Origin of the sequence: Arthrobacter sp. 1088 (assembly GCF_031455315.1) — a bacterium.
In the GTDB taxonomy this organism is placed as follows: Bacteria; Actinomycetota; Actinomycetes; order Actinomycetales; family Micrococcaceae; genus Arthrobacter.
This window is the reverse complement of record NZ_JAVDSM010000009.1, coordinates 100,800-127,426: the sequence shown is the minus strand read 5'-3', so window position 1 is coordinate 127,426 and position 26,627 is coordinate 100,800. Positions and strand designations below refer to the sequence as shown.

24 protein-coding genes are annotated in these 26,627 nt (G+C 61.2%); 17 read left to right on the top strand and 7 right to left on the bottom strand.

Going from position 1 to position 26,627, the window contains the following annotated elements:
- Positions 1 to 12 precede the first annotated feature (12 nt).
- Together J2Y41_RS15525 and J2Y41_RS15520 are read right to left on the bottom strand one after the other, a co-directional pair.
- A complete protein-coding gene (locus J2Y41_RS15525) occupies positions 13 to 402 on the bottom strand; it encodes a hypothetical protein (RefSeq protein ID WP_216925525.1) in 390 nt (129 codons plus the stop codon).
- 45 nt (positions 403 to 447) lie between these two features.
- Positions 448 to 987 carry a TetR family transcriptional regulator gene (locus tag J2Y41_RS15520; RefSeq protein ID WP_309929796.1) on the bottom strand — a complete coding sequence of 180 codons (540 nt, stop codon included), beginning with the start codon at positions 985 to 987 and terminating at the stop codon, positions 448 to 450.
- A gap of 58 nt (positions 988 to 1,045) precedes the next feature.
- Here J2Y41_RS15520 and J2Y41_RS15515 point away from each other — a divergent pair, with 58 nt between their 5' ends.
- The 7 genes from J2Y41_RS15515 to pdxS all read left to right on the top strand — a co-directional run bounded on the left by J2Y41_RS15515 (position 1,046) and on the right by pdxS (position 10,564).
- Positions 1,046 to 2,101 (top strand): FAD-dependent monooxygenase, encoded by a 1,056-nt coding sequence (locus tag J2Y41_RS15515; RefSeq protein WP_309929795.1) that lies wholly within the window; start codon positions 1,046 to 1,048, stop codon positions 2,099 to 2,101.
- Between the two features lie 82 nt (positions 2,102 to 2,183).
- Entirely contained in the window at positions 2,184 to 2,528 is a 345-nt protein-coding gene (locus J2Y41_RS15510) for a DUF6504 family protein (RefSeq protein ID WP_309929793.1), read from the top strand.
- 3 nt (positions 2,529 to 2,531) lie between these two features.
- Positions 2,532 to 6,065, top strand: coding sequence for a DNA polymerase III subunit alpha (locus J2Y41_RS15505; RefSeq protein ID WP_309929791.1), 3,534 nt, complete (start codon positions 2,532 to 2,534; stop codon positions 6,063 to 6,065).
- 120 nt (positions 6,066 to 6,185) lie between these two features.
- Positions 6,186 to 8,195, top strand: coding sequence for a threonine--tRNA ligase (gene thrS / locus J2Y41_RS15500; protein ID WP_224090594.1), 2,010 nt, complete (start codon positions 6,186 to 6,188; stop codon positions 8,193 to 8,195).
- Between the two features lie 17 nt (positions 8,196 to 8,212).
- Positions 8,213 to 8,806, top strand: coding sequence for an HIT domain-containing protein (locus J2Y41_RS15495; protein WP_224090593.1), 594 nt, complete (start codon positions 8,213 to 8,215; stop codon positions 8,804 to 8,806).
- The gene (gene pgsA, locus J2Y41_RS15490) at positions 8,796 to 9,407 is read left to right on the top strand and encodes a phosphatidylinositol phosphate synthase (RefSeq protein ID WP_309929787.1); all 612 of its coding nucleotides are present in this window, start codon (positions 8,796 to 8,798) and stop codon (positions 9,405 to 9,407) included. Before J2Y41_RS15495 ends, pgsA begins: the two co-directional genes overlap by 11 nt.
- Positions 9,408 to 9,637: 230 nt before the next feature.
- Positions 9,638 to 10,564 carry a pyridoxal 5'-phosphate synthase lyase subunit PdxS gene (gene pdxS, locus J2Y41_RS15485; RefSeq protein ID WP_020608520.1) on the top strand — a complete coding sequence of 309 codons (927 nt, stop codon included), beginning with the start codon at positions 9,638 to 9,640 and terminating at the stop codon, positions 10,562 to 10,564.
- Positions 10,565 to 10,627: 63 nt separating this feature from the next.
- Here the strand turns inward: pdxS and J2Y41_RS15480 are convergent, their stop codons facing one another.
- Together J2Y41_RS15480 and J2Y41_RS15475 are read right to left on the bottom strand one after the other, a co-directional pair.
- The gene (locus J2Y41_RS15480; protein WP_309929784.1) at positions 10,628 to 12,640 is read right to left on the bottom strand and encodes a M3 family metallopeptidase; all 2,013 of its coding nucleotides are present in this window, start codon (positions 12,638 to 12,640) and stop codon (positions 10,628 to 10,630) included.
- Positions 12,641 to 12,767: 127 nt separating this feature from the next.
- Complete coding sequence (locus tag J2Y41_RS15475; RefSeq protein WP_309929782.1) at positions 12,768 to 12,995, bottom strand: hypothetical protein; 228 nt, start codon at positions 12,993 to 12,995, stop codon at positions 12,768 to 12,770.
- Here J2Y41_RS15475 and J2Y41_RS15470 point away from each other — a divergent pair.
- Positions 12,994 to 13,992, top strand: a complete 999-nt coding sequence (locus J2Y41_RS15470; RefSeq protein ID WP_309929780.1) for a CapA family protein — start codon at positions 12,994 to 12,996, stop codon at positions 13,990 to 13,992. The genes J2Y41_RS15475 and J2Y41_RS15470 overlap by 2 nt on opposite strands.
- 3 nt (positions 13,993 to 13,995) lie before the next feature.
- Here J2Y41_RS15470 and J2Y41_RS15465 read toward each other — a convergent pair whose 3' ends face one another.
- The gene (locus J2Y41_RS15465) at positions 13,996 to 14,736 is read right to left on the bottom strand and encodes a type 1 glutamine amidotransferase (protein WP_224164489.1); all 741 of its coding nucleotides are present in this window, start codon (positions 14,734 to 14,736) and stop codon (positions 13,996 to 13,998) included.
- A complete protein-coding gene (locus J2Y41_RS15460; protein WP_309929778.1) occupies positions 14,733 to 16,064 on the bottom strand; it encodes a MurT ligase domain-containing protein in 1,332 nt (443 codons plus the stop codon). The genes J2Y41_RS15465 and J2Y41_RS15460 overlap by 4 nt, the downstream gene beginning before the upstream one ends.
- Positions 16,065 to 16,178: 114 nt before the next feature.
- Here J2Y41_RS15460 and pdxT point away from each other — a divergent pair, with 114 nt between their 5' ends.
- From pdxT to J2Y41_RS15415, 9 genes are all read left to right on the top strand, one after another.
- A complete protein-coding gene (gene pdxT, locus J2Y41_RS15455) occupies positions 16,179 to 16,880 on the top strand; it encodes a pyridoxal 5'-phosphate synthase glutaminase subunit PdxT (protein WP_216925537.1) in 702 nt (233 codons plus the stop codon).
- Between the two features lie 3 nt (positions 16,881 to 16,883).
- Positions 16,884 to 17,639, top strand: a complete 756-nt coding sequence (locus tag J2Y41_RS15450; protein ID WP_224090590.1) for a YebC/PmpR family DNA-binding transcriptional regulator — start codon at positions 16,884 to 16,886, stop codon at positions 17,637 to 17,639.
- A gap of 44 nt (positions 17,640 to 17,683) precedes the next feature.
- Positions 17,684 to 18,259, top strand: coding sequence for a crossover junction endodeoxyribonuclease RuvC (gene ruvC / locus J2Y41_RS15445; protein WP_224164487.1), 576 nt, complete (start codon positions 17,684 to 17,686; stop codon positions 18,257 to 18,259).
- Positions 18,260 to 18,328: 69 nt separating this feature from the next.
- Positions 18,329 to 18,973, top strand: coding sequence for a Holliday junction branch migration protein RuvA (gene ruvA / locus J2Y41_RS15440; protein WP_309929774.1), 645 nt, complete (start codon positions 18,329 to 18,331; stop codon positions 18,971 to 18,973).
- A complete protein-coding gene (gene ruvB / locus J2Y41_RS15435) occupies positions 18,966 to 20,042 on the top strand; it encodes a Holliday junction branch migration DNA helicase RuvB (protein ID WP_223946210.1) in 1,077 nt (358 codons plus the stop codon). Before ruvA ends, ruvB begins: the two co-directional genes overlap by 8 nt.
- Before the next feature lie 186 nt (positions 20,043 to 20,228).
- The gene (yajC, locus tag J2Y41_RS15430) at positions 20,229 to 20,609 is read left to right on the top strand and encodes a preprotein translocase subunit YajC (RefSeq protein WP_216925542.1); all 381 of its coding nucleotides are present in this window, start codon (positions 20,229 to 20,231) and stop codon (positions 20,607 to 20,609) included.
- A 114-nt stretch (positions 20,610 to 20,723) separates the two neighbouring features.
- Positions 20,724 to 22,475, top strand: a complete 1,752-nt coding sequence (gene secD / locus J2Y41_RS15425) for a protein translocase subunit SecD (RefSeq protein WP_309929771.1) — start codon at positions 20,724 to 20,726, stop codon at positions 22,473 to 22,475.
- Positions 22,475 to 23,464: a protein translocase subunit SecF gene (gene secF / locus J2Y41_RS15420; RefSeq protein WP_224090588.1), complete on the top strand. Its 990-nt coding sequence runs from the start codon at positions 22,475 to 22,477 to the stop codon at positions 23,462 to 23,464. Before secD ends, secF begins: the two co-directional genes overlap by 1 nt.
- Positions 23,465 to 23,626: 162 nt before the next feature.
- Positions 23,627 to 26,020, top strand: coding sequence for a bifunctional (p)ppGpp synthetase/guanosine-3',5'-bis(diphosphate) 3'-pyrophosphohydrolase (locus J2Y41_RS15415; protein WP_216925652.1), 2,394 nt, complete (start codon positions 23,627 to 23,629; stop codon positions 26,018 to 26,020).
- On the opposite strand, the gene J2Y41_RS15410 is transcribed toward J2Y41_RS15415, so the two are convergent.
- Positions 26,017 to 26,619: a hypothetical protein gene (locus J2Y41_RS15410; RefSeq protein ID WP_224090587.1), complete on the bottom strand. Its 603-nt coding sequence runs from the start codon at positions 26,617 to 26,619 to the stop codon at positions 26,017 to 26,019. The two genes, J2Y41_RS15415 and J2Y41_RS15410, sit on opposite strands and share 4 nt — an antisense overlap.
- Between the last annotated feature and the right edge of the window lie 8 nt (positions 26,620 to 26,627).

The window sequence follows — 26,627 nt, the reverse complement described above, 5'->3', positions numbered from 1 at the left end:
CTGCTCTTGCAGCTAGAGCGCTTCCGTGACCGGAACGCCGGCCTGGAATTCGCGGCCGTCCGCTTCGCTGAAGGCCGTCATGACGTGGCCTTTACTGAGTCCATGGATGGCGGACATCGGGAAGTTTCCGGTGATCACGTTCCCGGAGTGTTCCACGCCCTTGATGTCGTAGTTTTCCTCGGCACTGAGTGAGTGGTTGAAGGAGTAAAACGAGATCGCTTCTCCATTCATGAACTCAATGCCCAGCCTTCGTTGGGAGGAATAGTCCTCGCTGGCAGCAACAAGGCCCACGACATAAGCGCCGGAGCCCGGTATGTTGCCTTCGATTTCGAATCTCGCAACGAGGTTGTCATCTGCGGCGGAGATACTGACCTGCTTCAGGAGTGCGTCATTGGTGCTCATGCCACAATCCTGCTCTGTGGACCCGCCCGCGTCCACCCCTTTGCTTCATCCCTCCAAGAGTCGCCGGACGTTGGCTGCCACTGTGGTTTGGTCCATCGCCTGGCCGCGGCGTGCTGTCAGGAGGTGCATGGCCAATCCGTCGCCGTAGTCCGATACGGCTTCTGCACGGGCCCTTGGGTCGGTAATTCCCATGGAATCGAGCATCTGTTCAAGAGCTGAAAGCATCCTCTCGTGCCCGGCGGCCACCACCTCGGGTTGGTCCAGGGCAAAGGCGAACCGTGCGCGGGTCAGGTCAGCGTGATTGTTTGCGAGCCGGACCAGCGCTCCCGCGAGCTGTTCCGCCAGGGCGGCTACCGACGTCGGGATCCCGGATCCACCCTGCTGCTGCAGCAGGAGCGAATCCCGTTCTTCAACGCGGTCGACGGCGGCAGCTACCAACGCGGCACGGTTGCGGAAGTAATTGGAGGTCGTTCCAACGGCCACGCCGGCTTGGGCGTCAACGGCGCGGTGGGTCAGTCCCTTGAGACCTTTGGCGGCCACCACGGCGAGGGCCGCGTCGGCAAGATCGGTTCGTCTGTCCGGCATGGCGAAAGTCTAGTCTTTAACCTCACAATTACTACAAATGTAGTAGTACATTGGCACCATGAAAAAGGTGGAAATCGTCGGTGGTGGAATAGCAGGCCTCGCCCTTGCGGGAACTCTTGACCCCAGTCAGTTTCACGTCACTGTGCACGAACAGCGGACCGGCCTCCCGGCAGTAGGAACAACCCTGGCCATGTGGCCCGAAGCCCAGGAAGCCCTGGCCTCATTGGGGATCCTTGATGCCGTCCGGGAAAACAGCCCCACCATCACGGGTGGCGCGCTCCGAAGTGCCGCAGGGATGCCGTGGCTGAGTGTGGAGGGGCAGAACCTTGTGGGAGTCGCCCGCCACACGCTCCTGCGGCTCCTGGACTCCGCCGTGCCCCCGACGGTCCAGAAACGCAACGGAAAAGTGGATGAGGTTCCAGGCGACGCCTACCTCGTAGTGGCGGCAGACGGAGTGCACAGCATGGTAAGGCGTTCCGTCTGGGGCCAGGGGTGTGCAGCAAAGCTGACCCCCTACCTCGCCGTTCGAGGTGTCATCGCCGAAGAGCCCGGCAGCGAAACCATCGGTGAGTACTGGGGGCGCGGGGACCTCTTCGGCATAGGCCCATCAAGCGGGGGAACCAACTGGTATGCGTCCTTCCGCTCCGGGATGGGGCCCGAGCGAATTGACGTCGGCGAAGCCCTGGCAGTGGCGCGCCGCCGCTACGCCGGGCACTCGCAAGGTATCCAGCATGTCCTGCAAGCAGCGACGCCTGACACATCATTGGCACAACGCATATGGACCGCCCCGCCGCTAAGGCGCTATTCCCGGGACAACGTAGTCCTCATCGGTGACGCGGCCCACGCCATGGCACCCAACCTCGGGCGGGGCGCTTGTGAGTCGCTGATAGACGCCGTCGCCTTGGGCAAGCTCGTCAACACCCTGCCCCTGGACCAGGCCCTCGCCGCCTACAACCGTCAACGCGTTCTTCGGACCCAGCAATACCGCATCGGTTCATCATTGATGATGCGCGTGGCGCTCGCAGAAGGTGCCCAACCCCTGCGCGACAAGATGCTCGACCTTGCTGCGAAGCGAAAGTCCAAAGCGCCCCGAAGGAGCAAAACTTCCCAGTAGGTTTTGTCGGAGGGGCAACGTAAACTGGATACATTCGAACATACATTCGAACAGTAATTGCTCACAGGCAAGGAGTGTGGATATGGGACTTTTCAGTGAGTCCGTGGACGTCATCTGCACGGATACAGGCCAGCCGCAGGAAATCCAGTGGAAAGGAACCCGCTACGTCGTTACCAACGAACCCCTCAGATGGTATGAACGACGCCAATGGTGGGTAGAAGAAAGCCGGGCACCACTGGGAAGCGGCGCAGGCTTGGTGGATCACGAAATCTGGCGGGTCCAACTCCAGCGCCCGCAGGACGAAAGGCAAACCGGCAAAACCATCACCCTTGACCTCGTCCGCCATCTTGCCAGCGGCCGCTGGCGGCTCCTGCGTATCCACGACGCCGCACCTGCCCAGGCAGTCGAACCAGACGAAGCCGCCTGAACCTTGAGCTTTACACACCTGCACGTCTCCACAGCCTTCAGCGCCCACTATGGCGTCTCCTGGCCGGACGAACTTGCCCAGTCAGCCGCAGCAGACGGCGCAACAGCGCTCGCCTGTACTGACCGGGACGGCCTATACGGCACCATCAAACACCTCAAAGCATGCATGGACGCCGGTATCGACCCCATCATCGGCGTGGACCTTGCCATATTCGACGACGACGGCGACCACCGCACCCAAGTAGCGGGCCGCGTCGTCGTACTCGCCCACGGCAACAACAACGGCGCCGGCTACCGGGCACTCTGCCGACTCGTCTCAGACGCCCACGCCCGCACCTCCGGCAAAGCCGGGGGAGTAGTGCCCGTCGCCGTAACAAGGGCAGAACTCGCATCACGCACACTGGACCCACAAACCCTCAAACCCGTGCTAACCGTCCTCATAGGACCGGACTCCGATGTAGGCCGGGCCATGGGAGGGTGGAAATATCTTCGCCCCCGGACACTCTTCAAACAATGGATCGACGCCATGCCGCCCGGGACAATCGTCGCCGAAGCCGTATCCCACCTCAGCGCCCCTGGAGAGCCCCTCAGCACATCCCACGCAGTGCGCATGCTCAAACTCGCCCTTGAATACAACATCCCCGCCATCCTCAGCAACGCCGTCCGCTACTGCGCCCAGGACGGCGCTCCCACCGCAGACGTCCTGGACTCTGCACGCACACTAAAATCCCTCCCCGAACTCTCCGCAGCCCCACTGCTCCAACCAACAGGCCAGCTCCAACCAACCGGGCAGGGTTGGTTGAAAAACGCCCAACAAATGCTCCAACTCGGCAAGGAAATCATGGGCGCCGCAGGCCAAGGAGCAGCAGGGCTGAACAAGCTGCTCTCCAACACAGAAGCGCTCGCCGACAAATGCCGTATCGATCCCGTCCTGGACATGGGATGGAAAAAGCCCGTTGTTCCCGAAGCTTCCATCATCGGCATCGACCAGGACCCCATGCTGGAACTCACCCAACGATGCGAGGCAGGAATCACCAGGCGCTTCCCCGGCATCAACGGCAATGCGGAAATACAGATGCGCTCGCGGTTGCAGCATGAGCTGGGGATCATCGACAAACTCGGCTTTGCCTCCTACTTCCTCACTGTTGCGGAAGTATCCAGAATGATCATCGAGATGGGCGTCCGGGTAGCTGCCAGAGGTTCCGGAGCCTCCAGCCTGGTCAACTATCTGATCGACATCAGCCAAGTGGATCCCATCCGGCATGACCTCATTTTCGAACGGTTCCTCTCGGGTCGCCGATCCACCCTTCCCGATATTGACATCGACGTCGAAAGCGCCGAACGGCACAACGTCTACCGGAAGATCTTCGAGCGCTTCGGAGCCGAACGGGTGACCCTGATGAGTATGCAGAACGGGTACAGGGCCCGTGGTGCTGTCCGCGATGCCGGCATGGCCCTTGGCATGGATGATGGTGAAATCGGCGAAATTGCCAAGCAGTTGTGGCGGTTCTCCGCGCGCAAATTCAGGGAGGCATTGGTTGAAAAGCCTGAACTCCGGGAATTTGCCGGACGGGTGGAGGCCGGCCGTGAAGGGCCCGGGGGCATGGAGGAAAACCAACAGCTGGACCTGTTGGTGGATCTCACTGAAAGACTGGACCGCCTTCCCCGGCACATTTCCATGCACCCGTGCGGGGTGATCCTGGGCGATGCCACGCTCCTGGACAGAACCCCGGTACAGCCCAGCGGTTTGGGTCTGCCCATGAGCCAGTTCGACAAACACGACATGGATCCCATGGGCATGCTCAAACTTGATGTCCTGGGTGTGAGGATGCAAAGCGCCATGGCGTTTGCGGTGCGGGAAGTTATCCGCATGCACCCATCCAAAGCGGAGGTGGTGGCGGCCGGCCGCCATCCGGTGGAAGCGGGAGGCTCCGGTCCGGACTATATTGCCCAGGACGGCAGGATTGATCTCAACGCGGTGCCTTTCGACGACGAACCCACCTATGAGTTGATCCGCAGTACCCACACTTTGGGCTGCTTCCAGATTGAATCCCCCGGCCAGCGTGAGCTGATTGGGAAGATGGCACCGCGGGAATTCAACGACCTCATTATCGATATTTCCTTGTTCCGCCCTGGTCCCATGAAGTCGGACATGGTCCGGCCGTTCCTTGAACACCGGCACGGTTTCGCGCCAGAGGTCTACCCTCATCCGGACCTGAAGCCCGTTTTGCAGGAAACCCATGGCGTTACGGTTTTCCATGAGCAGATCCTGAAGACCTTCCATGTCATGACAGGGTGTGGTTTGGACCGGGCAGACGAGTTTCGAAGGGCCTTGGGTGACGAGTTCCACGAACCTGAAGTAGAGAGGTATTTCCGTCGGGAAGCGATCAAGAGATACTCCCCGGAGGTCGTGGACAAAGTGTGGGGAACCCTCAAAGCCTTCGGCAGCTTTGGTTTCTGCAAAGCCCATGGAGCTGCCTTTGCTGTGCCTACCTATCAATCGGCATGGCTGAAGGCACACCACCCTGAAGCGTTCCTTGCAGGGCTGTGGGAACACGACCCCGGGATGTACCCCAAACGGCTGCTGGTTGCTGAGGCCCGCCGCTTGGGTATTCCCATCCTGCCCTTGGATATTAATCGCAGCCAGGCTGAATACAGGGTGGAAAGAATCCTGGAGGGCCAAAATTCGGGCAAGCTCGGCATTCGCTTGAGCCTGAACGGAATATATGGACTGTCGGGAGCGGAGCTGAAGCGGATCGTAGCGGGCCAACCCTACGACTCCCTCGCGGACCTCCGGGCCAGGGCCAGGGTGAGCAAACCGAATATCAAGCGGCTCGCCCAACTCGGAGCCTTCGATGCCCTGCACCGGGATGCCGGCGGAACTGCAAACCGCGCCGATCTGGTGCAGCACTTGCAAGCACTCCAGGGCAGTCCCTCCAAGAAGGCCAGCGGGGTCATTGAAGGGCAATTATCCCTACCACTTGGTGATGTGGAGTTGCGGAACCTTGCTGCTGGGCTACCTGAGCCCAGCATGGTGGAGAACGTGCGGGCAGAGCTTGATCTCATGGCAGTGGATGTGAGTGAGCATCTGATGGAAAGCCATAGGCCTTTGCTGGACAAGCTTGGCGTCACTACGGCGGATAAACTCCTGGGTCTTCGCAACGGCACCGAGGTACTGGTTGCCGGCGTCCGGATCGCAACGCAGACACCTCCCATGCGGGGTGGGCGCCGCGTGGTGTTCATCAGCATCGACGACGGTACAGGCTGCGTGGATACTGTCTTCTTCCATGAAGCGCAGGAAGAATCGGGTCCACTCCTGTTCGGTACCCGGCTTCTGCTGATCCGCGGAACTACGCGAAGAACAGGACCCAAGGGAATCAGCCTCAGTGCCAGCAAAGCCTGGGACCTTGGCCGCCCCGAAACTTTGCCGTTCGCCGAAGTCCTGCCACCCGGCGTCGGGCTTGCGCCTGAATTCACTCATTCAGGGCCCCTTGAGGGTATCTCCAGGAACCTGGCCATCACGGGTCTCGGGAGCTGACCCCTGGCGTCGGCGCGCTGCTTTGGCCGCCTTCGTCCAAACAGATACGATTGACGATGGCTGGCTGTGGTCCCCGTACGCCACAAGCTACGAAGCCTTCACTATGAATAGGAGACACCCGTGTCAGATGCCCAACAGATCACCCTCATCGTCGATGGCGAAGAGACCAAGGTGACGGAAGGGACTACCGGCGCGGAACTCTTCTTCGAGCGCCGCGACGTCGTTGTTGCCCGCGTCAATGGTGTACTGAAGGATCTTGACCAGGTTCTCACCGAGGGTGCAGACGTCGAAGGTGTCACCATTGAATCCCCTGACGGACTCAACGTTCTCCGTCACTCCACCGCGCACGTAATGGCCCAGGCAGTCCAGCAGTTGCGGCCTGATGCCAAGCTTGGCATCGGTCCGTACATTACTGACGGCTTCTACTTCGACTTCGACGTCGCCGAGCCGTTCACCCCGGAAGACCTTCGCCAGCTGGAAAAGATGATGCAGAAGATCATCAACCAGAACCAGAAGTTCGTCCGCCGCGTGGTCACCGAAGAAGAAGCCCGCGAAGCCATGGCCGGCGAACCCTACAAGCTGGAGCTGTTGGGCAAGAAGAACGACGCCGCCGACGCCGGAGAAGGCGTGAACGTTGAAGTCGGTGCGGGCGACATCACTATCTACGACAATGTGGACCGCAAGAGCGGCGAAAGCGTCTGGTGCGACCTCTGCCGCGGACCGCACCTGCCCAACACCAAGATCATCTCCAACGCGTTCGCGCTGACGCGCTCATCTTCCGCATACTGGCTGGGCAACCAGAACAACCAGCAGCTTCAGCGAATCTACGGCACCGCATGGCCCACCAAGGAAGCCCTCAAGGCTTACCAGGAGCGCATCGCAGAGGCAGAGCGCCGCGACCACCGGAAGCTGGGTGTGGAGCTGGATCTGTTCTCGTTCCCGGACGAACTCGGATCGGGCCTTCCTGTGTTCCACCCCAAGGGCGGCATCATCCGCAAGGCCATGGAGGACTACTCCCGTCAGCGCCACGTGGACGCCGGCTATGAGTTTGTTTACACCCCGCACATCACCAAGGGACACCTTTACGAGGTCTCCGGCCACCTTGACTGGTACAAGGACGGCATGTTCCCCGCGATGCAGGTGGATGCCGAGCTCAACGCGGACGGCACTGTGCGCAAGCCCGCCCAGGATTACTACCTGAAGCCGATGAACTGCCCCATGCACAACCTCATCTTCCGCTCACGTGGCCGGTCCTACCGCGAGCTGCCGTTGCGCCTCTTCGAATTCGGCTCGGTGTACCGGTACGAGAAATCCGGTGTTGTCCACGGGCTGACCCGCGTCCGTGGAATGACACAGGACGACGCCCACATCTACTGCACCCGCGAGCAGATGAAGGACGAACTCACCACCACACTGAACTTCGTCCTTGGCCTCCTCAAGGACTACGGCCTGGATGATTTCTACCTCGAACTCTCCACCAAGAACGAGGAAAAGTTCGTTGGTGACGACGCCGCCTGGGAGGAAGCCACCCGCACACTCGCCGAGGTTGCGGAGGCGTCAGGGCTGAACCTGGTACCGGACCCGGGTGGAGCAGCGTTCTATGGGCCGAAGATTTCCGTTCAGGCAAAGGACGCCCTCGGCAGGACCTGGCAGATGTCCACGATCCAGTTGGACTTCAACCTGCCTGAACGCTTCGAGCTGGAGTACCAGGCAGCCGATGGAACACGTCAGCGTCCCGTCATGATTCACCGCGCCCTCTTCGGATCGGTGGAGCGCTTCATGGGCGTTCTTACCGAGCACTACGCCGGCGCCTTCCCCGCATGGCTGTCTCCCGTCCAAGTGGTTGGCATCCCTGTGGCCGAGGCATTCAACGACTACATGTTCGACGTCGTTGACCAGTTGAAAGCCGCAGGAATCCGTGCCGAGGTGGACATCTCTTCAGACCGTTTCCCGAAGAAGATCCGCACGGCCAGCAAAGACAAGGTCCCGTTCGTCCTGATCGCCGGCGGTGAGGACGCCGAGGCAGGTGCTGTCTCGTTCCGCTTCCGTGATGGCAGCCAGGACAACGGCGTGCCCGTGGCAGAGGCGGTCCGCAGAATCGTGGACGCAGTCAAGAACCGCGAAAGCTGACGGACGGACAATAGACGGTGCAGGAGAACACAGGCGCGGCAGCTGACCTTCCGGGCGACGCCGAAGTAACCGATGACTTCGGCTTGGCAGGTGTTCCGGACGCTTTTCAGCGCCTGTGGACTCCCCACCGCATGGCCTACATCAAAGGCGGACAGGACCAGTTCAAGAACAAGGACGACTGCCCGTTCTGTGTGGGACCCACCCGTAGCGATGAGGAGTCCCTCATCGTCTATCGGGGGAGGACCTGCTACGTCGTGCTCAACCTTTTCCCCTACAACCCGGGCCACCTGCTGATCTGCCCCTACCGCCATGTTCCGGACTACACGGACATCACGGTGGAAGAAACGGCGGAATTCTCCGAGCTCACTCAGACGGCCATGCGGGTGCTGCGGAAGGTTTCCAACCCCAGCGGCTTCAACCTCGGCATGAACCAGGGTGTCACCGGTGGAGCAGGAATTGCAGCGCACCTGCACCAGCACGTTGTGCCGCGCTGGGGTGGGGACGGAAACTTCTTCCCCATCATCGCCCAGACCAAGGCCATTACGCAGACACTCGACGAAGTCCGCAAACTGGTGGCCGAAGCCTGGCCGGGGGAGTCGAATGCTCAATAGGCATGCGCGTGGTTTCTTTACTTCCCTCTTCACACCCCTGGCGCGTTGGCTCCTCAAGATTGGCGTATCTCCCGACGCAGTGACCGTGGCTGGCACAGCAGGGGTCATTCTCGGCGGACTGGTGCTGTATCCGTTGGGATACCTGTGGTGGGGTTCGGTGGTGGTGGCATTCTTCGCGTTCTCGGACGTCGTGGATGGCATTATGGCGCGCTTGCAAGGCAGAAGCGGCGGTTGGGGAAACTTCCTCGATTCCACCTTGGACCGGTTGGCGGACGGCGCCATTTTTGCGGGGCTGACCATCTGGTTCTTCACCAAAGGTGAGGACCCGGCTATTGGTACTGCCGCCGTCGTTTGCCTGGTACTGGGCATGGTGGTGTCCTATGCGCGGGCAAAGGCCGAATCACTGGGCTATCAAGCAAGCGTTGGCATTGCCGAGCGTGCCGAGCGTTTAGCTTCGGTGCTTCTCATCACCGGGCTTACGGGTCTTGGACTTCCAGCAGTGGTGCTTTTCGCGACCCTGATCCTTCTCGCGCTTGCCAGTGTGGTCACTATCGTCCAAAGAATGGCGACTGTCCGCAAGCAAGCGATGGCCGAGGCATAGGAAACTGGCATCTGACCAGAGTCCGTCAGTGGCAGTTGTGCAGGTGTCCTATAGCAGGCCCTCTTCTTGGCCGCGTATGCGGTAATGAATGTACTGCCACCCGGCAACGTGCGACTACTATTACTAGTACTTGGTCACCTTGACCTGAAAATCCGGTGTGCGCTGATTGCGGTCGTGTGGCTGCGTGAGCCACCGGCGAAAAGGTCGTTTATCTACCCATAGGGGTTTTTGTGTCTACACCAGATGTAAGCAACGAAGCCGGTTCGTCCGCGAACAGCGTCACGGGCAGCAGCCGCGTCAAGCGGGGCATGGCGGAGATGCTCAAGGGCGGCGTCATCATGGACGTCGTTAACGTCGAGCAGGCCCGTATCGCCGAGGACGCCGGTGCCGTCGCCGTCATGGCGCTCGAGCGCGTACCCGCCGACATCCGCGCCCAGGGTGGCGTGTCCCGCATGTCCGATCCCGACATGATCGATCAGATCATCGCCGCCGTGTCCATCCCGGTCATGGCCAAGGCCCGCATCGGCCACTTCGTCGAAGCCCAGGTCCTGCAGTCCCTCGGCGTGGACTACATCGACGAGTCCGAGGTCCTGACCCCGGCCGACTACATCAACCACATCGACAAGTGGAACTTCACCGTTCCCTTCGTCTGTGGTGCCACCAACCTTGGTGAGGCGCTGCGCCGCATCAACGAGGGCGCGGCGATGATCCGTTCCAAGGGCGAAGCCGGCACCGGGGATGTTTCCAACGCCACCGGGCACATGCGCAAGATCCGTTCCGAGATCGCCAAGCTCGCAGCCCTTCCCGAGGACGAGCTGTATGTCGCAGCCAAGGAACTGCAGGCCCCGTACGAGCTGGTCAAGGAAATCGCTGCCACGGGCAAGCTCCCGGTGGTCCTGTTCACCGCCGGTGGCATTGCAACCCCGGCTGATGCTGCCATGATGATGCAGCTCGGCGCCGACGGCGTGTTCGTTGGCTCCGGCATTTTCAAGTCCGGCAACCCCGCTGAGCGCGCTGCCGCCGTCGTGAAGGCCACCACGTTCTACGACGATCCCGATGTGATTGCCAAGGTCTCCCGCGGCCTGGGCGAAGCGATGGTTGGCATCAACGTCGACGAAATCCCGCAGCCCCACCGCCTCGCAGAGCGCGGCTGGTAAGCAGCAAAAGAAGTACGACGCCGGCCCGGTCACCTTAGTGAGGTGACCGGGCCGGCGTCGTTATTACTCCAGTCCCCGGCGCTTCAGGATGGGTTCGAGCTCGGCATCGCGCCCACGGAACATGCGGAAGGATTCCAGCGGATCCCGGCTGTTACCCGTCGATAACAGCTCGGATCTGAACCGCTCTCCGTTTGCGCGGGTCAGGCCGCCGTTTTCCTTGAACCACTCAACGGTGTCCGCGTCCAGGACTTCGCTCCAGATGTAGGAGTAGTAGCCGGCAGCATACCCGGCGCCGGCAAAGATGTGCTGGAAGTAGCCGGTACGGTAGCGCGGCGGAATCAACGGGTGCGCGATACCGGCGTCGGCGAGGGCCTTGGCTTCAAAGGCAAGGACATCCGCAGGGACTTCTTCCGTGGAGAGCACATGCCATGCCACATCCAGCAACGCTGCTCCCAGGTATTCCGTGGTCGCGAATCCCTCACCCCACAGCAGGGATTCGTTGATTCTGTCAACGATCTCCTGTGGGAGCGCTTCGCCTGTGGCGTAGTGGCGGGCGTAGTTCTTCAGGACTTCCGGCCACATGATCCACATCTCGTTGACCTGCGACGGGTATTCCACGAAGTCCCGCGGCACGGACGTTCCGGAGAACCGGGGATAGGTCACGTCGGAGAACAGTCCGTGGAGCGCGTGGCCGAATTCATGGAATACCGTCCGGACCTCGTCCAGGGACAGGAGAGCAGGTTCGCCCGGCGCCGGCTTGGTGATGTTGAGGTTGTTGATCACCACGGCCTGCGTGCCAAGGAGATGGGACTGTTCCACGAGCGAGTTCATCCAGGCTCCTCCGCGCTTGGATTCCCGTGTGTAATAGTCGCCGAGGAAAAGACCCAGAGCGCTGCCGTCCTCGTTTTGCACCTCCCATACCCGGACGTCCTCGTGGTACCCGGCGAGGTCCGGCCTCTCATGGAACGTGATGCCATAGAGTTGGGTCGCTGCGAAGAAGACGCCGTCGGCCAGGACCGTTTCGAGCCTGAAGTAGGGCCTGATGGCCTGTTCATCCACTTGGTATTTTTCCCGCCGGACCTGCGCGGAATAGTAGGCCCAGTCCCAGGGCTCCAGCGAATGGCCAGCGGATTCGGCCAAAGCGAGGGCTTCGGCTTGGGCGTTGCGGAGCGCTGCAGGTGCCAGGCGGCCCAGCATTGCCTGCACTGCCTCGAAGTCCGGTGCCGTTTGCTGGTCCACCACGAGCTCCGCGAAGTTTCGAAAGCCCAGCAGGCTGGCTTTCTCCGCACGTAAACGGACTGTTGCCGTCACCAGATCGCGGACGTCCAGGCTTCCGCCGTCCGTGCCCCGCCCGAGTGAGGCTTCAAACAGCCGACGCCGGATGGCCTGGTTTTCGAGCGAGGCAAGGGCTGGTTGGTTGCTTGGCTGGATCAGGGTCAGGAGGTACTTGCCTTCGTGCCCCGCAGCCTTGGCGGCCCCGGCAGCGCCAGCAACGTCTTCGGGGGACATGCCGGCCAGGTCCGCTTCGTCGTCGAGGAGAATAGCGGCAGCCTTTATCGCCTCCTTGACGCGCTGGCCGAATTCGGTGCCCTGACGTGAGAGTTCGGCGTTGATTTCCCGAAGGCGGGCCTGGCCGTCGTCGTCGAGTTCAATTCCGGTCTTCCGAAACTCTTTGAGGTATTCCTGGACCAACCGCGCAGACTCATCATCAAGGCCCGCGGTGTCAATGGCAGCGAAGCGTTCATACAAACCACGGTTCATGTAGACGGCGTCTTGATGCGCGGCAAACCTGGGCGCGAAGGCCGTCTCCAACTCCCTGATGGCGTCCGATGCATCTGCCGAGACAAGCGTAAAGAACGCCGCCGCAGCCCGGTCCAGCAACCGCCCGGACCTTTCCATGGCCACAGCCGTGTTCTCGAAAGTCGCTGGTTTTGGGTTGGCCGCAATCTGCTGGATTTCACGGAGGTGATCCTCCAGCCCCGCGTCGATGGCTTCGGCATAGTCCTCTGTGGTGATTGCTTCGAAAGGTGGCAGGCCGGACGGCAGGGGGCTGGGACTCAAAAGCGGATTGGTCATGAAGGGACTCTTTCATTTAAGAATCGTGTCCTCAAGGGTGGCTCGCCGGAATCCCGCGCGTTTTGCGCCGTAGGATTGCCCGTATGGGGATCATCACATCTGGCGGACGTCGCGCGGACCGGGGGCGTTACAGGCCCTCACGACGAACGGGCACCCTGCTGGTGGCCTCAGCAGTTGCGTTGTGCTTGAGCGCCTGTGGAGTAATTGCCGAGAACGATTCCCGGGAGAAGAGCAACGCCGCAACTGCTCCCGTAGCCCCGACATCGACCCCAACGCCAACACCTACGCCCACCCCTGGCAAGGGACCCGCCTGTCCAGAGCTGCGCTGTACTTCCATCACAGTCACGGGTGACATGCTGATCCATACCCAACTGTGGCAGCAGGCCCGCGCCGACGCCGCCGCCGCAGGGCAGCCCGGCTACAACTTCATCCCGCTCCTTGAAGGCCAGCGCCGATACATCCGCAACAGCGATCTCGCCATTTGCCATCAGGAAACTCCTGTCGCCACTGCCGAAGGTCCGTTCTCCGCGTACCCGTCCTTCAACGTGCCGCCGCAGATCGTTGCCGCCTCCAAAAACGTGGGGTATCAAGCCTGCACTACGGCAAGCAACCACACCATTGACCGGGGGACTGAAGGGTTGCTCCGGACATTGGATGCCATGGATGCTGCCGGGCTCAAGCACACTGGTTCCTACAGGACTGAAGCTGCATCACAGGAAATCCTGATGCTCAAGACAGACGCCGCAACGGTAGCAGTCATCGTTGGCACCTACGGCCACAACGGTCAGATTCCGGAATACCCGTGGCTTGTGGACGAACTTGATCCCACCATCATGATTGCGAAAGCCACCGAAGCCCGTGCGCTTGGAGCCGACATCGTGCTCGGAGTCATGCACGCAGGTGACGAGTACGCCAGCGAGGCCAACGCCCAGCAACAGGAAGTCGCCCACGCATTGGTGGACAGTGGGCAATTCACCATGGTTTATGGACACCACACGCACTCGGTGCTGCCGATTGAAAACTACAAGGGCACGTGGATTGTCTATGGACTGGGTAATGGCGTGACGGAATTGTCGCCCTGGTATGTAGTCAACAACGAAGGACTGCTGGTCCGTGCGCAGTTCAGCCAAAACGCGGCGGGTGTTTGGGCTGCCTCGGATCTCGCGTGGGCGCCGTCGGTGATTGTCCGGGATCCCTACCGCTGGTGCTCAGTGGCCAGCGACGCACCGCAGGGAGTCTGCGCTTCCCCGGCTGCCGATGCAGAGACCCATCAGCGCACCCAAGCCGTGGTCGAGTCGATGGGCGCAGCAACAGCCGGCGCCCACGAGTTGCTCACGACCAAGGAAAAATAGCTTCTAGCGTGGTCGCCGGGCAGCATGCTCCCGCGCGAGGCGGGCGTAGTCGTCGTCGGGCGTTCCCGGCACGAAAGTGCCATATTTCCGTTCCGCGGCCGTGCGGATCAGGAAGTCGGCGATCGCCGGGTTCTTGGGCAGCAGCGAACCATGCAGGTAGCTGGCCACCACGTTGCGGTAGCGGGCGCCCTCGTGCCCGTCCTTGCTGTTGTTTCCAGCACCTTTGGTGACTGTCCCCAACGGTTGGACGCCGGGGCCCAGGGTGGTTTGTCCACTGTGGTTCTCGTAGCCCAGGACGTCCCCGAATTCGGAGGACTTGAGCGTGACATTGCCGATCAGCCGCTCATCCGTGCCGTGCGTTTCGACGTCGAGGATACCGATCCCGGGAATGACAGGTCCTGCGCTGGTCTTAAAGAACTTTCCGAAGAGCTGGTAGAGCCCGCAAATGACCAGCATCGGTGCGCCGCCATCCGCGAGATCCCGCAAATGATCGGCACGGGCCTGTAGATCATCCTGAATAACCAGCTGGCCGCTGTCCTGCCCGCCGCCGCCCACGATGATGTCAACGTCCCCGGGAAAGTCATCGCCTACGTTGTATTCAAGCAGCTCCGGCGTGTAGCCATGCCACTTGATGCGTTGCTGGAGGACCAGGGCATTGCCCCAGTCACCGTAAATATTCATGTCCCGCGGGTACAGCTGGAGGACGCGGATGGTTCCTTTGGTCGGCTGTGCTTCCGAGGTCATGAGACCACCTCAACTATGGTGATTTTGGCCAGTTCGCGACGGATCGCGAGCATGGCGGTGTACGTGCAGAAAATCCGCTTGGGCTTGCCTCGCGAGCCGTCGATAAATGCATGGAGCGCCGAGGTTATGTCGGTCTCGACTGTACCGAAGCGGACCTCGTCGTATTGCAATCGCAGGGCCATGTCGTAGGCGCGGACGCCGGTAAGGACCTCGACGCCATCTTCCCTGAGTGATTCGAAGTCAACGTCCCAGAGCCAGGACATATCCCTGCCATCTGCATAGTTGTCGTTGATGGCGATCATGGTGGCGTATCCACCGGCCGGGAAGGACTTCAGGCCGAGCCGGAAGCCACTGGGATTCTTGACCAGCACAAGCTCCAACGGCTGGCCGTCCACGGTGAGGCTTTCGCCGCGCCCGAAAGCAGGAGCCACGTCACCAAGTGCTTTGACCAGTTTGGGAGTGTCGACGGCTCCCGTACCCAGGATCGCCCTGGCCAGGGAGAGCGCGGCCGCCGCGTTGAAGATGTTGTAGACACCCCGCAGCTTCATGCTCGTGGTGACTGTTTCGCCGTCGAATTCAAAGTCAGCGTCCTGGGCACCCACACGGCGGAGTACGACGTCGGCAGCGGGGCCGTCAGCCACCTCACCCACGGTGCCGGGCGCCGGCGTATTCGGGGACGACGGTCCGGTGGTGGCGGTGCGCATGTCGTCGTCGTTGGGGAACGTGCTGCGAAGTGATTCATCCAGCCCGAAGTAGCGGACGCTGGGACTGTGGACAGCCCCCGGAACGTTAAGGACGTTGGCAATGCGGGCCACCCGGGGGTCTTCACGGTTCAGCACCACGGTGTCTGTGGTCTTCAGTGCAATGTGTTCGAGCAAACGGGCCGTCTTGTCGATCTCGCCGAACCGGTCAAGTTGGTCCCGAAGGACGTTCAGCAAGAGGCTGAAACGCGGCGGCACCTTGTTCACGAAGTGCACGGCATGTGCTTCGTCGAGTTCGAGGATGGCGACGTCGGCGTCAAGGCGGCCACGCCAGTCAACTTCGCCGAGAAGGGAGGCGGCCACGCCCCGGGTGAAGTTACTGCCTGTGCGGTTGGTGAAGACCTTCAGGCCCTGGCTTTCCAGCAGTTCGACCACCATTTTGGTGGTCGTCGTTTTTCCGTTCGTGCCGCTGACAACAGCCACGCCATGGGGAAGGCTGGACAGCGTTCTCTGCATGAAACCGGGATCGATTTTTTCGACCACCAGGCCGGGGAAAGCAGAGCCGCCGCCCCGGAGCCGGGACAGTGTGCGGACCAGCTTGCCGAGGGGAACGCTGAAGGAAAACATGCTCTGTAATATATCCCAGTTAAGGTATGGAACTTGGCGTGGAGGCTCCTCCTGCTGGCACTCCCGCCCGTCCTCCGGGAGGAGATTGCCGGGCCGGGCCACTATGATGGTCCAATGACCAACCCCCTTTCCGACGCTTCATCACGCGTGGGTGCAGGACTCCGGATCGGCGTACTGGCCCTCCAAGGCGACTTCCGTGAGCACATCCACGCAGTGGAAGCCGCAGGCGCCACGGGTGTGGGCATCCGCCGCCCCGCAGAGCTGGATGACGTTGACGGCCTCATTATCCCGGGTGGGGAATCCACCACGATCGACAAACTTTCAAGGATCTTTGAACTCGCGGACCCGCTTCGGAAGCGCATCGCCGAAGGCCTTCCGGTGTACGGCTCTTGCGCAGGCATGATTCTGCTTGCCGACGAGATTGCCGATCCCGCTACTGATCTGGACGGAAACCCCCAGCAGACCTTCGGTGGACTGGACATCACAGTGCGCCGCAATGCCTTTGGGCGGCAGCGCGAGTCCTTTGAAACCGACCTCGATTTCAAAGGACTCGAGTTCAGCGCAGGCGAGTCCGGCGTGGATCCGGTGCACGCGGTCTTCATCCGTGGACCCTGGGTGGAACGGGTTGGCCCGGGAGTCGAAGTCCTGGCACAGGTTGATCCGGAGCATGCCAGCCACACCGCCACTTTGCACGGATTGGCTAGAATTGTTGCAGTGCGCTCCGGCCAGCTGTTGGCCACCTCTTTCCACCCGGAAGTCACAGGTGAGAAGCGCGTGCATGAACTCTTTATTCGAATGATCAGAGGAGAAGCGTAAAGCATGTCAGGCCACTCCAAATGGGCGACTACCAAGCACAAGAAAGCCATCATTGATAGCAGGCGTGCAAAGTCGTTCGCAAAGCTGATCAAGAACATCGAAGTTGCTGCGCGCATGGGCGGCCCGGACCTCGCCGGCAACCCAGGCCTGGAACTTGCGGTTACCAAGGCGAAGAAGACCTCGGTTCCGAACGACAACATCGACCGCGCCATCAAACGTGGTGCCGGCCTCACAGGCGAAGTGGTCGACTACACGGAAATCATGTACGAAGCCCGCGGCCCCCAGGGCTCGGCTCTATTGATCGAGTGCTTGACCGACAACAAGAACCGTGCGGCTTCGGAGGTTCGACTCGCGATTTCCCGCAACGGTGGCACCATTGCAGATCCCGGCTCGGTCAGCTACTTGTTCACCCGCAAGGGCGTCGTCGTGCTGCCAAAGAATGGCCTGAGCGAGGACGACATCCTGATGGCCGTCCTGGACGCCGGCGCAGAGGAAGTCAAGGACAGCGGCGAGAACTGGGAAGTGCATTCCGAGCCTTCTGATCTGCAGGCCATCCGTGACGCCTTGAAGGAAGCCGGCATCGAGTACGAATCCGATGAAGCCGAATTCGTGCCCTCCATGCAGGTGGACCTCGATATTGATGGCGCCCGGAAATTCATGAAACTCGTGGATGCCCTCGAAGACCTGGATGACGTCCAGAACGTCTACAGCAACGCGGACTTCAGTGAGGAAGTGCAGGCTGCCCTCGACGCCGACTAGGCAGGCAGTACTCCTCTTTTGACAACAACCAGGAAGGCCCGGACTTGACTCTTCGCGTATTGGGAGTCGATCCGGGCCTCACCCGTTGCGGCATCGGCGTAGTGGATATCGAGCGGAACCGCCGGGCCACCATGGTGGCTGTTGGTGTGGTGGGGACGTCGGCTGAGTTGACGCTGGACAAGCGGCTTTTGGTCATCGCGCAGGCCATCGACGAGTGGCTGGACCTGCATGAGCCGGACGTAGTCGCCGTCGAGCGCGTTTTTTCGCAGATGAACGTCAGCACTGTGATGGGCGTGGCCCAGGCCTCGGGCGTTGTCATCGCCGCGGCCGCGCGCCGCGGGATTCCCGTCGCCTTGCACACGCCCTCCGAAGTCAAAGCGGCCGTGACCGGAAGTGGAACTGCGAACAAGGACGCGGTCACTAAATTGGTCACTAAAATCCTCCGGCTCGATGCCCCGCCCAAGCCCGCTGACGCCGCGGACGCGCTTGCCCTTGCCCTGACGCATGCCTGGCGGGCAGGTAGCGGAATGGGTGCGCCCCAGGGTTCCGGCAAGGATTCGCTCACCCCCGCGCAACGTGCGTGGGCTGAAGCAGAAGCGAAAGCGCGCCGCGCACGCTGATTGTCGGTAGCCCTTGCTAGGGTATTCGTAGATATGTTCGGATAGTCCGCTAACCTCAGGAGCCGGGTCTTGATCAGTTTTCTCCGTGGAACAGTTGCCCACGTTGGCTTGTCGACCGCCGTGATCGACCTCAACGGTGCGGGAATGAGCGTCTTCGCAACGCCGCAGACCTTGAACCACCTAAAAGTAGGCGCCGAGGCGAAGCTCTTCACTTCCATGATCGTCCGTGAGGATTCGCTCACGTTGTTCGGCTTCGCCGATGATGATGAGCGCGAGGTCTTCGATGTCCTGCTGAGTGTGAGTGGCGTCGGGCCACGGCTGGCTCTGGCCGTACTTGCGGTGCACGAGCCGGAAGCGATCCGCGTAGCTGCGCACACCGGCGATGGCAAAGCGTTCACCAAAGTCCCGGGCATTGGGCCCAAAGTCGCAGGCCGGATAGTCCTTGAACTGGCCGGAAAGCTGGTCCCGCACGGCACAGGCACGGGCACAGCACCCGCAGTGATCAATACCGTGGAATGGAAGCCCCAGGTAGTGGCTGCCATGACCAGTCTGGGGTGGTCCGAGAAGGACGCCGCGGGAAGCATCGACAAAGCAATGGCCGATTCCCCCGAGCTTGCCGATGACGGTAACGTGGCGCAAATCCTGCGGGCCACATTGCGCTGGCTGGGGCAGGACGGCGCGCGCGCCGGAAACCGTGTAGGTACCCGTGGCTGAGCAATCGCTCGTTGCCGGGGGAGAGGAGCCGGAGGAGCGCGTCATTGAAGCCGCCCTCCGGCCCAAAAACTTGCATGATTTTGTTGGCCAGCACCGTGTTCGCAAGCAGCTTTCGCTGGTGCTTGAAGCTTCGCGGATGCGGGGCCGCAGCGCTGACCACGTACTGCTCTCCGGTCCTCCAGGTCTGGGCAAGACCACCCTTGCCATGATCATTGCCGCGGAGATGAACGCCCCACTGCGTATCAGCAGCGGACCAGCCATCCAGCATGCCGGAGATCTTGCAGCAATTCTTTCCTCGCTGTCCGAAGGGGAGGTGCTGTTCCTTGACGAAATCCACCGCATGTCCCGCCCGGCTGAAGAGATGCTCTACATGGCCATGGAAGACTTCCGTGTGGACATCGTGGTCGGCAAGGGGGCCGGCGCCACCGCCATTCCGCTTGAACTTCCACCCTTCACGCTCGTTGGTGCAACCACGCGCGCCGGGCTTCTGCCGGGCCCTTTGCGGGACCGGTTCGGATTTACCGGCCACCTGGAGTTCTACTCTGTGGCAGAACTCGAACTCGTGCTGCGCCGCTCGGCGGGATTGCTTGACCTGAAGGTCAACTCCGCCGGATTCACGGAGATTGCCGGACGCTCCCGCGGCACGCCACGTATTGCAAACCGCTTGCTTCGCCGTGTCCGCGACTGGGCCCTTGTGCACGGAATCGAACAGATCGACGCGCGTTCGGCGTCGGCGGCCCTGGATATGTACGAGGTGGATGAACGGGGACTGGATCGCCTTGACCGCGCCGTCCTTGAGGCGTTGATTACCAAATTCAATGGAGGACCGGTGGGTCTTTCAACGCTGGCGATCGCCGTGGGTGAGGAGCCGGAGACTGTCGAAACCGTTGCCGAACCGTACTTGGTGCGCGAAGGACTGCTCGGGCGCACACCGCGTGGCCGTATCGCCATGGCATCCGCATGGACACACCTTGGTTATGCCGTACCGGCGGGCGTATTCGGCCAGGAGACACTTGCCTTGTTTGACGAGGATGAAAACCACGCCGAAAGCGTAGATACCATCGGTTAACACGCTGTATTCAGCTTTTCCCACTAGACTGGTATGACGCTCGGCACGTTCGAGTCCTTGATCCATGCGCCCGCTTCGCGGTGAAGCGCGTTGCTGTGCGGGGTTTACTCCCGGGCCGCAGGATCTGCGGGGGACGTTGCCGTGGACCAAAACGTAAGTAAAGAATGGAACTTCCCTGTGGATCCAATGACCATATTGCTGTTCGTCATGCTTGGACTCTTTGTCTTCATGATGTTCCGCCGCAACAAGAAGACCCAGCAGCAGCAGGCTGCGATGCAGTCCAAGTTCGCTCCGGGCGTCGATGTCATGACCAGCTTCGGTCTTTTCGGACGCATCGTGTCCATCGACGAAGCTGAGAACAAGGTTGTTATCGAGCTGTCTCCCGGAAACGAAGCTACGGTTCACCGCCAGGCCGTCACCAAGGTGATTGAAAAGGCTGAAGAGGAAGCCCCCGTCGTTCCGGACGACGCTTCTTCGTTGACCGTTGCTGATGAGACCCCGGCTGCGACTGAGACGCCGGACGAAACCATCGCGCGCCTCAACAAAGAGGACAAGAAGGACAACTAGCACCGTCAGTCGCGGCAACACCGCGCAAGGACACTTCTACGGCAGCCGAAAGCCGCCGGCAGACGCTTACCAGCGCCCGCCGGCGGCTGTCCGGCGATAAAAGGAAGATCGATAATGGCACGGACCGGCCCCAAAAACTCAGCCCGCAGGGTGCTGACTTGGCTTGGAGCAATATTCGTTGTACTCACCGCTGTCCTGGCTGGCGGAGTCATTTCCGGCCATGCAAGCTGGGCTCCCAAGCTTGCCTTGGACCTTGAGGGCGGCACCCAGATGATCCTGGCACCGCGGGTAGAGGGTTCCAGCGAGATCACCGAGGAACAACTCAACCAGGCAGTTGCCATCATCCGGCAGCGTGTAGACGGCTCCGGTGTTGCCGAAGCCGAGATCAGCACCCAGTCGGGGCGGAACGTGGTGGTGAGCCTCCCGGGGACTCCATCCAAGGAAACCCGTGACCTTATCCAGGCGTCGGCGGACATGAACTTCCGCCCGGTGATCGCTGCGGCTGATCCTGCGGCCATCCCTGTCGAATCCCGTACGCCGGATGACAAGCTGCCCAAGCCCACCGCAGAACCCACCAACGCGAGCGACACCAACTGGGTGACTCCGGAGGTCTACAAGGAATTCGAGGCGCTTGACTGCGTCAACCCTTCCGCCGAGAAGCGGGACCGTTCCGATCCGGCGAAGCCGCTGGTGACTTGTGAACCGGCAACGGACAAGACTCCCGCCATCAAGTACATCCTTGGTCCGGTGGAGGTCAAAGGCCAGGACATCAGCTCCTCGTCCTTCTCGCAGGTCCAGGGCGCACAGGGCTCGGTGACAAATTCCTGGGGTGTGAACATCACGTTCAACGCCGAGGCAACTGCCAAGTTCAAGGAAGTTACGGAGCGGCTAAACCAGTTCTACACCGCGTCCCTTGCCCAGGGCGGCAACGACCCCAAGGCACAATTCGCCATTGTCCTTGATGACAAGGTCATCTCAGCACCGAGGTCCCTTGCTGTCATCACTGACGGAAAACCGCAGATCACGGGTAACTTCACCCAGGCCTCTGCAAAGGCGCTGTCCGACCAACTCCGCTACGGCGCTTTGCCGATCTCCTTCGAGATCCAGTCCCAGGAACAGATCTCTGCCACGCTCGGTGGCGATCAGCTCCGGCTCGGCCTGCTGGCCGGCCTGATCGGCCTGTTGCTGGTGGTTGTTTACTCGCTGTTCCAGTACCGGGCGCTTGGCTTTGTCACAATCGCTTCCCTGGTTGTCGCCGGTGGCTTGACCTACCTCGCCATCGCCATTTTGGGTTGGACTGAAAACTACCGCCTTTCCCTGGCAGGTGTTGCCGGCCTGATCGTTGCCATCGGACAGACGGCGGACTCGTTCATCGTGTACTTCGAACGAATCCGCGATGAACTTCGTGAGGGCCGCGGGCTCGTGTCCGCCGTCGAGAATGGCTGGAAGCGCGCCAAGCGGACTGTGCTGGCTTCCAAGGCAGTGAACCTGCTGGCAGCGTTGGTCCTTTATTTCGTGGCTGTCGGCAATGTCCGTGGCTTCGCGTTCACTCTTGGCCTCACGGCTGTCGCTGACCTCATCGTGGTGTTCCTGTTCACGCATCCGATGCTGCAGGTCCTTGCCCGCACGAAGTTCTTTGGCGAAGGCCACAGGTTCTCCGGACTCTCACCTGACCGTCTGGGGGCTGTCCCGTTGTATCGGGGAGCCGGACGCCTCCGCACACCTGGCGAGAAGCCGGCCGTTGTCCGTGCACGCAATACAGGTGCCGCGGCTGAAGCAGAACGCCGCATGACCATCGCCGAACGGCGCCTCGCCGAGAAGGGCCAACTGACCGGTCCTTCCAACGGCACCAAGGAGGAGAAGTAATGACCACGAGCTTCGCGACCTTCGGCAACGAGCTTTACACGGGCAAGCGCTCCTACAACTTTGTTGATTCCAAGAAGATCTGGTTCATCATTGCTGCGGTCGCTGTGGCCCTCTCCATCCTGATCCCGGTTTTGAAGGGTGGCTTTAACCTCGGCATCGAGTTCCGGGGCGGTTCGGAGTTCACGGTCTCCAACGTGAAGACCACCGATGCGGGCCTGGGCGAAAAGGCTGTCCATGACGTCGTATCCGGTGCCGTTCCCCGTGTTGCGAACGTGGCGGGCAACACCATGCGGATCCAGACGGATCAGCTGACCGATGACGAAACCAACCGCATCAAAGAGGGCCTGACCACCGCTTACGGTGTAACGGACAACGAAGTCACATCAAACTTCGTTGGCCCCACGTGGGGCCAGGATGTCACACGCCAGGCACTCATCGGGCTGGTCGTGTTCGTTGGCCTCGCAGCTGTCCTCATGGCTTTGTATTTCCGGACCTGGAAGATGTCACTCTCTGCCTTGGTGGGCATGCTGGTCACGATGTTCACCACAGCGGGCGTCTACGCCCTGAGTGATTTCGAGGTGACGCCATCGGCCATCATCGGATTCCTGACAGTCCTGAGCTATTCGCTGTATGACACCGTGGTGGTCTTCGACAAGATCCGCGAGAACACAGCAGACATTTCCACTTCCACGCGCCGGACCTTCGGTGAAGAGGTCAACCTCGCGGTCAACCAAACCCTGGTCCGCTCCATCAATACCATGATGGTTGCCGTCCTTCCGGTTGCGGCGATCCTCTTCATCGGGGCCGGATTGCTGGGCGCAGGAACGCTGCGGGACCTTTCCCTGGCGCTGTTCGTCGGAATCCTCATCGGAACGGCAGCGACCATCTTCATTGCGGCACCGCTCTACGCCTGGCTGCGCCAAGGCGAGCCGGACCTCGTGAAGCAGGCCAAGAAGGTGGCCCACCGCAGGGCCGAGGCCACTGTTTAGGCTCGTTCCATCAGGCATTACGCGCTGGAAAAGGACCCCGCTTTACAGCGGGGTCCTTTCTCGTTGACTTGCCGGGGCGCGCGTCATGTGCTGTCCGGTTGCGGAAGCATTCGCCTGCGGGAATAGACTGGAAGAATTAAATAGGTCGTGAGGGGTACTTCTGTGGAAGAACGTGCGACGTCGGCACCACCGACGGGCGGGGAGGACAGTCACCACGGTGTGACGGTTCCGGCAACAAGCGTGGCTGGACGGACTGCTGGTACGGTTCCAGTCGATACTCCCGGCGTGCGTCCAACCTTTCCGGGTCGGCGGGAACGCACGCGATCCAGGCTTGCGCGGTTGACCGGCCGGGGGATGGCGCCGTACTCGCCGATTCTGGAACCGCTCCTGCGAACGGTGCGGGCCAACAACCCCAAAGAAGACTTCGACCTCATTCAGCGCGCATTCGCGGTAGCAGAGCGCAGCCACCAGGGGCAGAAGCGCAAGAGTGGTGATCCGTACATCACCCACCCGGTGGCAGTAGCCACCATCCTTGCTGAGCTCGGGATGACAGGGACCACCCTGGCCGCTGCGTTGCTCCACGACACCGTGGAGGACACCCCCTACACACTGAATGACCTCACCCGCGACTTCGGCCCGGAAGTTGCCATGCTTGTAGACGGCGTGACCAAACTGGACAAGGTCAGCTTCGGCGAAGCGGCCCAGTCGGAGACGGTCCGCAAGATGGTCGTGGCCATGGCCAAGGACATCCGTGTCCTGATGATCAAACTTGCCGATCGCCTCCATAATGCCCGTACGTGGCGGTTCGTTTCGGCAGAATCCTCGTCCCGTAAAGCCCGCGAAACGCTGGAGATCTTCGCTCCCCTTGCACACCGCCTGGGTATGAACACCATCAAGTGGGAGCTGGAGGATCTGTCCTTCGCGGCGCTCTACCCCAAGGTGTACGAAGAAATCGTCCGCATGGTGGGGGACCGCACACCCGAACGCGAGAAGAGCCTGAGCGTAATCCGCAACCAGATTGCCGATGATCTTCGGACTGCGCGGATCAAGGCGACCATTACCGGCCGGCCCAAGCACTACTACTCGATCTACCAGAAGATGATCGTCCGCGATAAGGACTTTGACGACATCAACGACCTCATGGGCGTTCGCGTCCTGGTTGATTCGGTGCGGGATTGTTACGCGGCACTTGGTACCCTGCACTCGCGATGGAACCCTCTCCCAGGGCGGTTCAAGGACTACATCGCCATGCCGAAGTTCAACATGTACCAGTCTCTTCACACCACGGTCATCGGCCCGGGTGGAAAGCCCGTGGAAATCCAGATCCGCACCCATGAGATGCACCGCCGGGCGGAGTACGGCGTCGCAGCCCACTGGAAGTACAAGGATCAACCCAACCGTACTGCGGTGGGCCCGGGCAGCCCACGCGACGGCGATATGGGCTGGCTGCGGTCCTTGGTGGACTGGCAGCAGGAAACTTCGGACCCGGGCGAATTTCTTGATTCACTCAGGTACGAGATCAACGCACGGGAAGTCTTCGTCTTCACGCCCAAGGGCGAAGTCATGGCCTTGCCTGCTGGATCGACCCCGGTGGACTTCGCGTACGCGGTTCACACGGAAGTGGGGCACCGGACCATCGGAGCCCGCGTTAACGGCAAGCTTGTGCCGCTCAACAGCGAGCTGAACCATGGCGACTGGGTGGAGATCTTCACCTCCAAGGCCGAGGGGGCGGGTCCAAGCCAGGACTGGCAACACTTCGTCAAGTCGGCACGGGCCCGGAACAAGATCCGCCAGTGGTTCACCAAGGAACGCCGTGAGGAAGCGATTGACCGCGGCAAGGACATGCTGACGCGGGCAATGCGAAAGCAGAACCTCCCACTGCAGCGACTCATGACGCATGATGCGCTGTCAGCCGTCGCCGAGGACTTCCACTACGTTGACATCTCCGGTCTGTACGCAGGAGTGGGTGACGGGCACACGTCTGCCCAGTCCGTCATGGAGAAGCTCGTAGAGCACCTTGGTGGACACGAGACCCCGGATGAGGACCTTGACGAGGTCAGCATTCCTACGCAGGTAGCCAAGTCCAAGTTTTCCGATTCCGGTGTCATTGTTCGCGGCGTGGGAGACGTGTGGGTCAAACTGGCCCGATGCTGCACCCCTGTGCCCCCTGACCCCATTCTTGGATTTGTCACCCGCGGTTCCGGCGTGTCGGTCCATAGGACTGATTGCACGAACGTCTCCGGGTTGCGTGACCAGCCGGACAGGATCGTCGAGGTCGAGTGGGCACCAACACAGTCCAGCGTCTTCCTGGTGGAGATTCAGGTGGAAGCCTTGGACAGGAAGTCACTCCTGTCCGATGTCACGCGTGTCCTGTCTGAAAACCATGTGAACATCCTTGCGGCTTCGGTGCACACCTCAAGCGACCGGGTGGCGATCTCCAAATTTGCCTTCGAAATGGGTGACCCAAAGTATTTGCACCATGTTCTCAGCGCGGTGCGGCGTATTGACGGGGTCTTCGATGTGTACCGCACCACGGGTAACAGGCGCAGGAGCTAGTTCGGGGACACGAGCCGTGCGAGCGTAGCGAGCGCACGCTTCTTGTGGGGAACCCGCGGCGCTGCCTCCACGGCAAGGGTGAGCAAACGGAGCCTGATGCCCAGATCGGGGTCGTCCAGGAGTCGCCGCAGTGCCGGCACGGCCTGGTCCGGCTCAACGTGCAGGGCAATGTCCGCTGCTGTTCGCAGGGGGCTGCTCACCAGCATGCCACCAACGCTTACAACGTCCAGTTGGCCAAGCCGGACCTCATGGAGGTTGCACCCCCGGGCGCTGCGCACGCTGGAGATACGATGCTTGGCATCCACCAGGAGTGATAACCGCTCCGGAGGGCTCGCACACCCGTAGATCCAGGCCGCGGTAAGCCTGCCCGCCACCACCTTGGTGCGCATCCTGTCCGGGACAGTCAGGGCAGCTGCACGGGCGCGGAGGCGGGGCGTGACTGCAACGCCGGGCGACGCATAGCTCCTGCCGTACAAGGGAAGCAGGACGCCATCCAGTGCCATGCCCTGCAATTCAGGCCAGGTGAAGATGCGGCTGGGTGCGTAGAGCTCGGCGAGCACGGGTTCCTGCAGTTGCGGGGCTGTGACGGGTGGGACCATTCATTGAT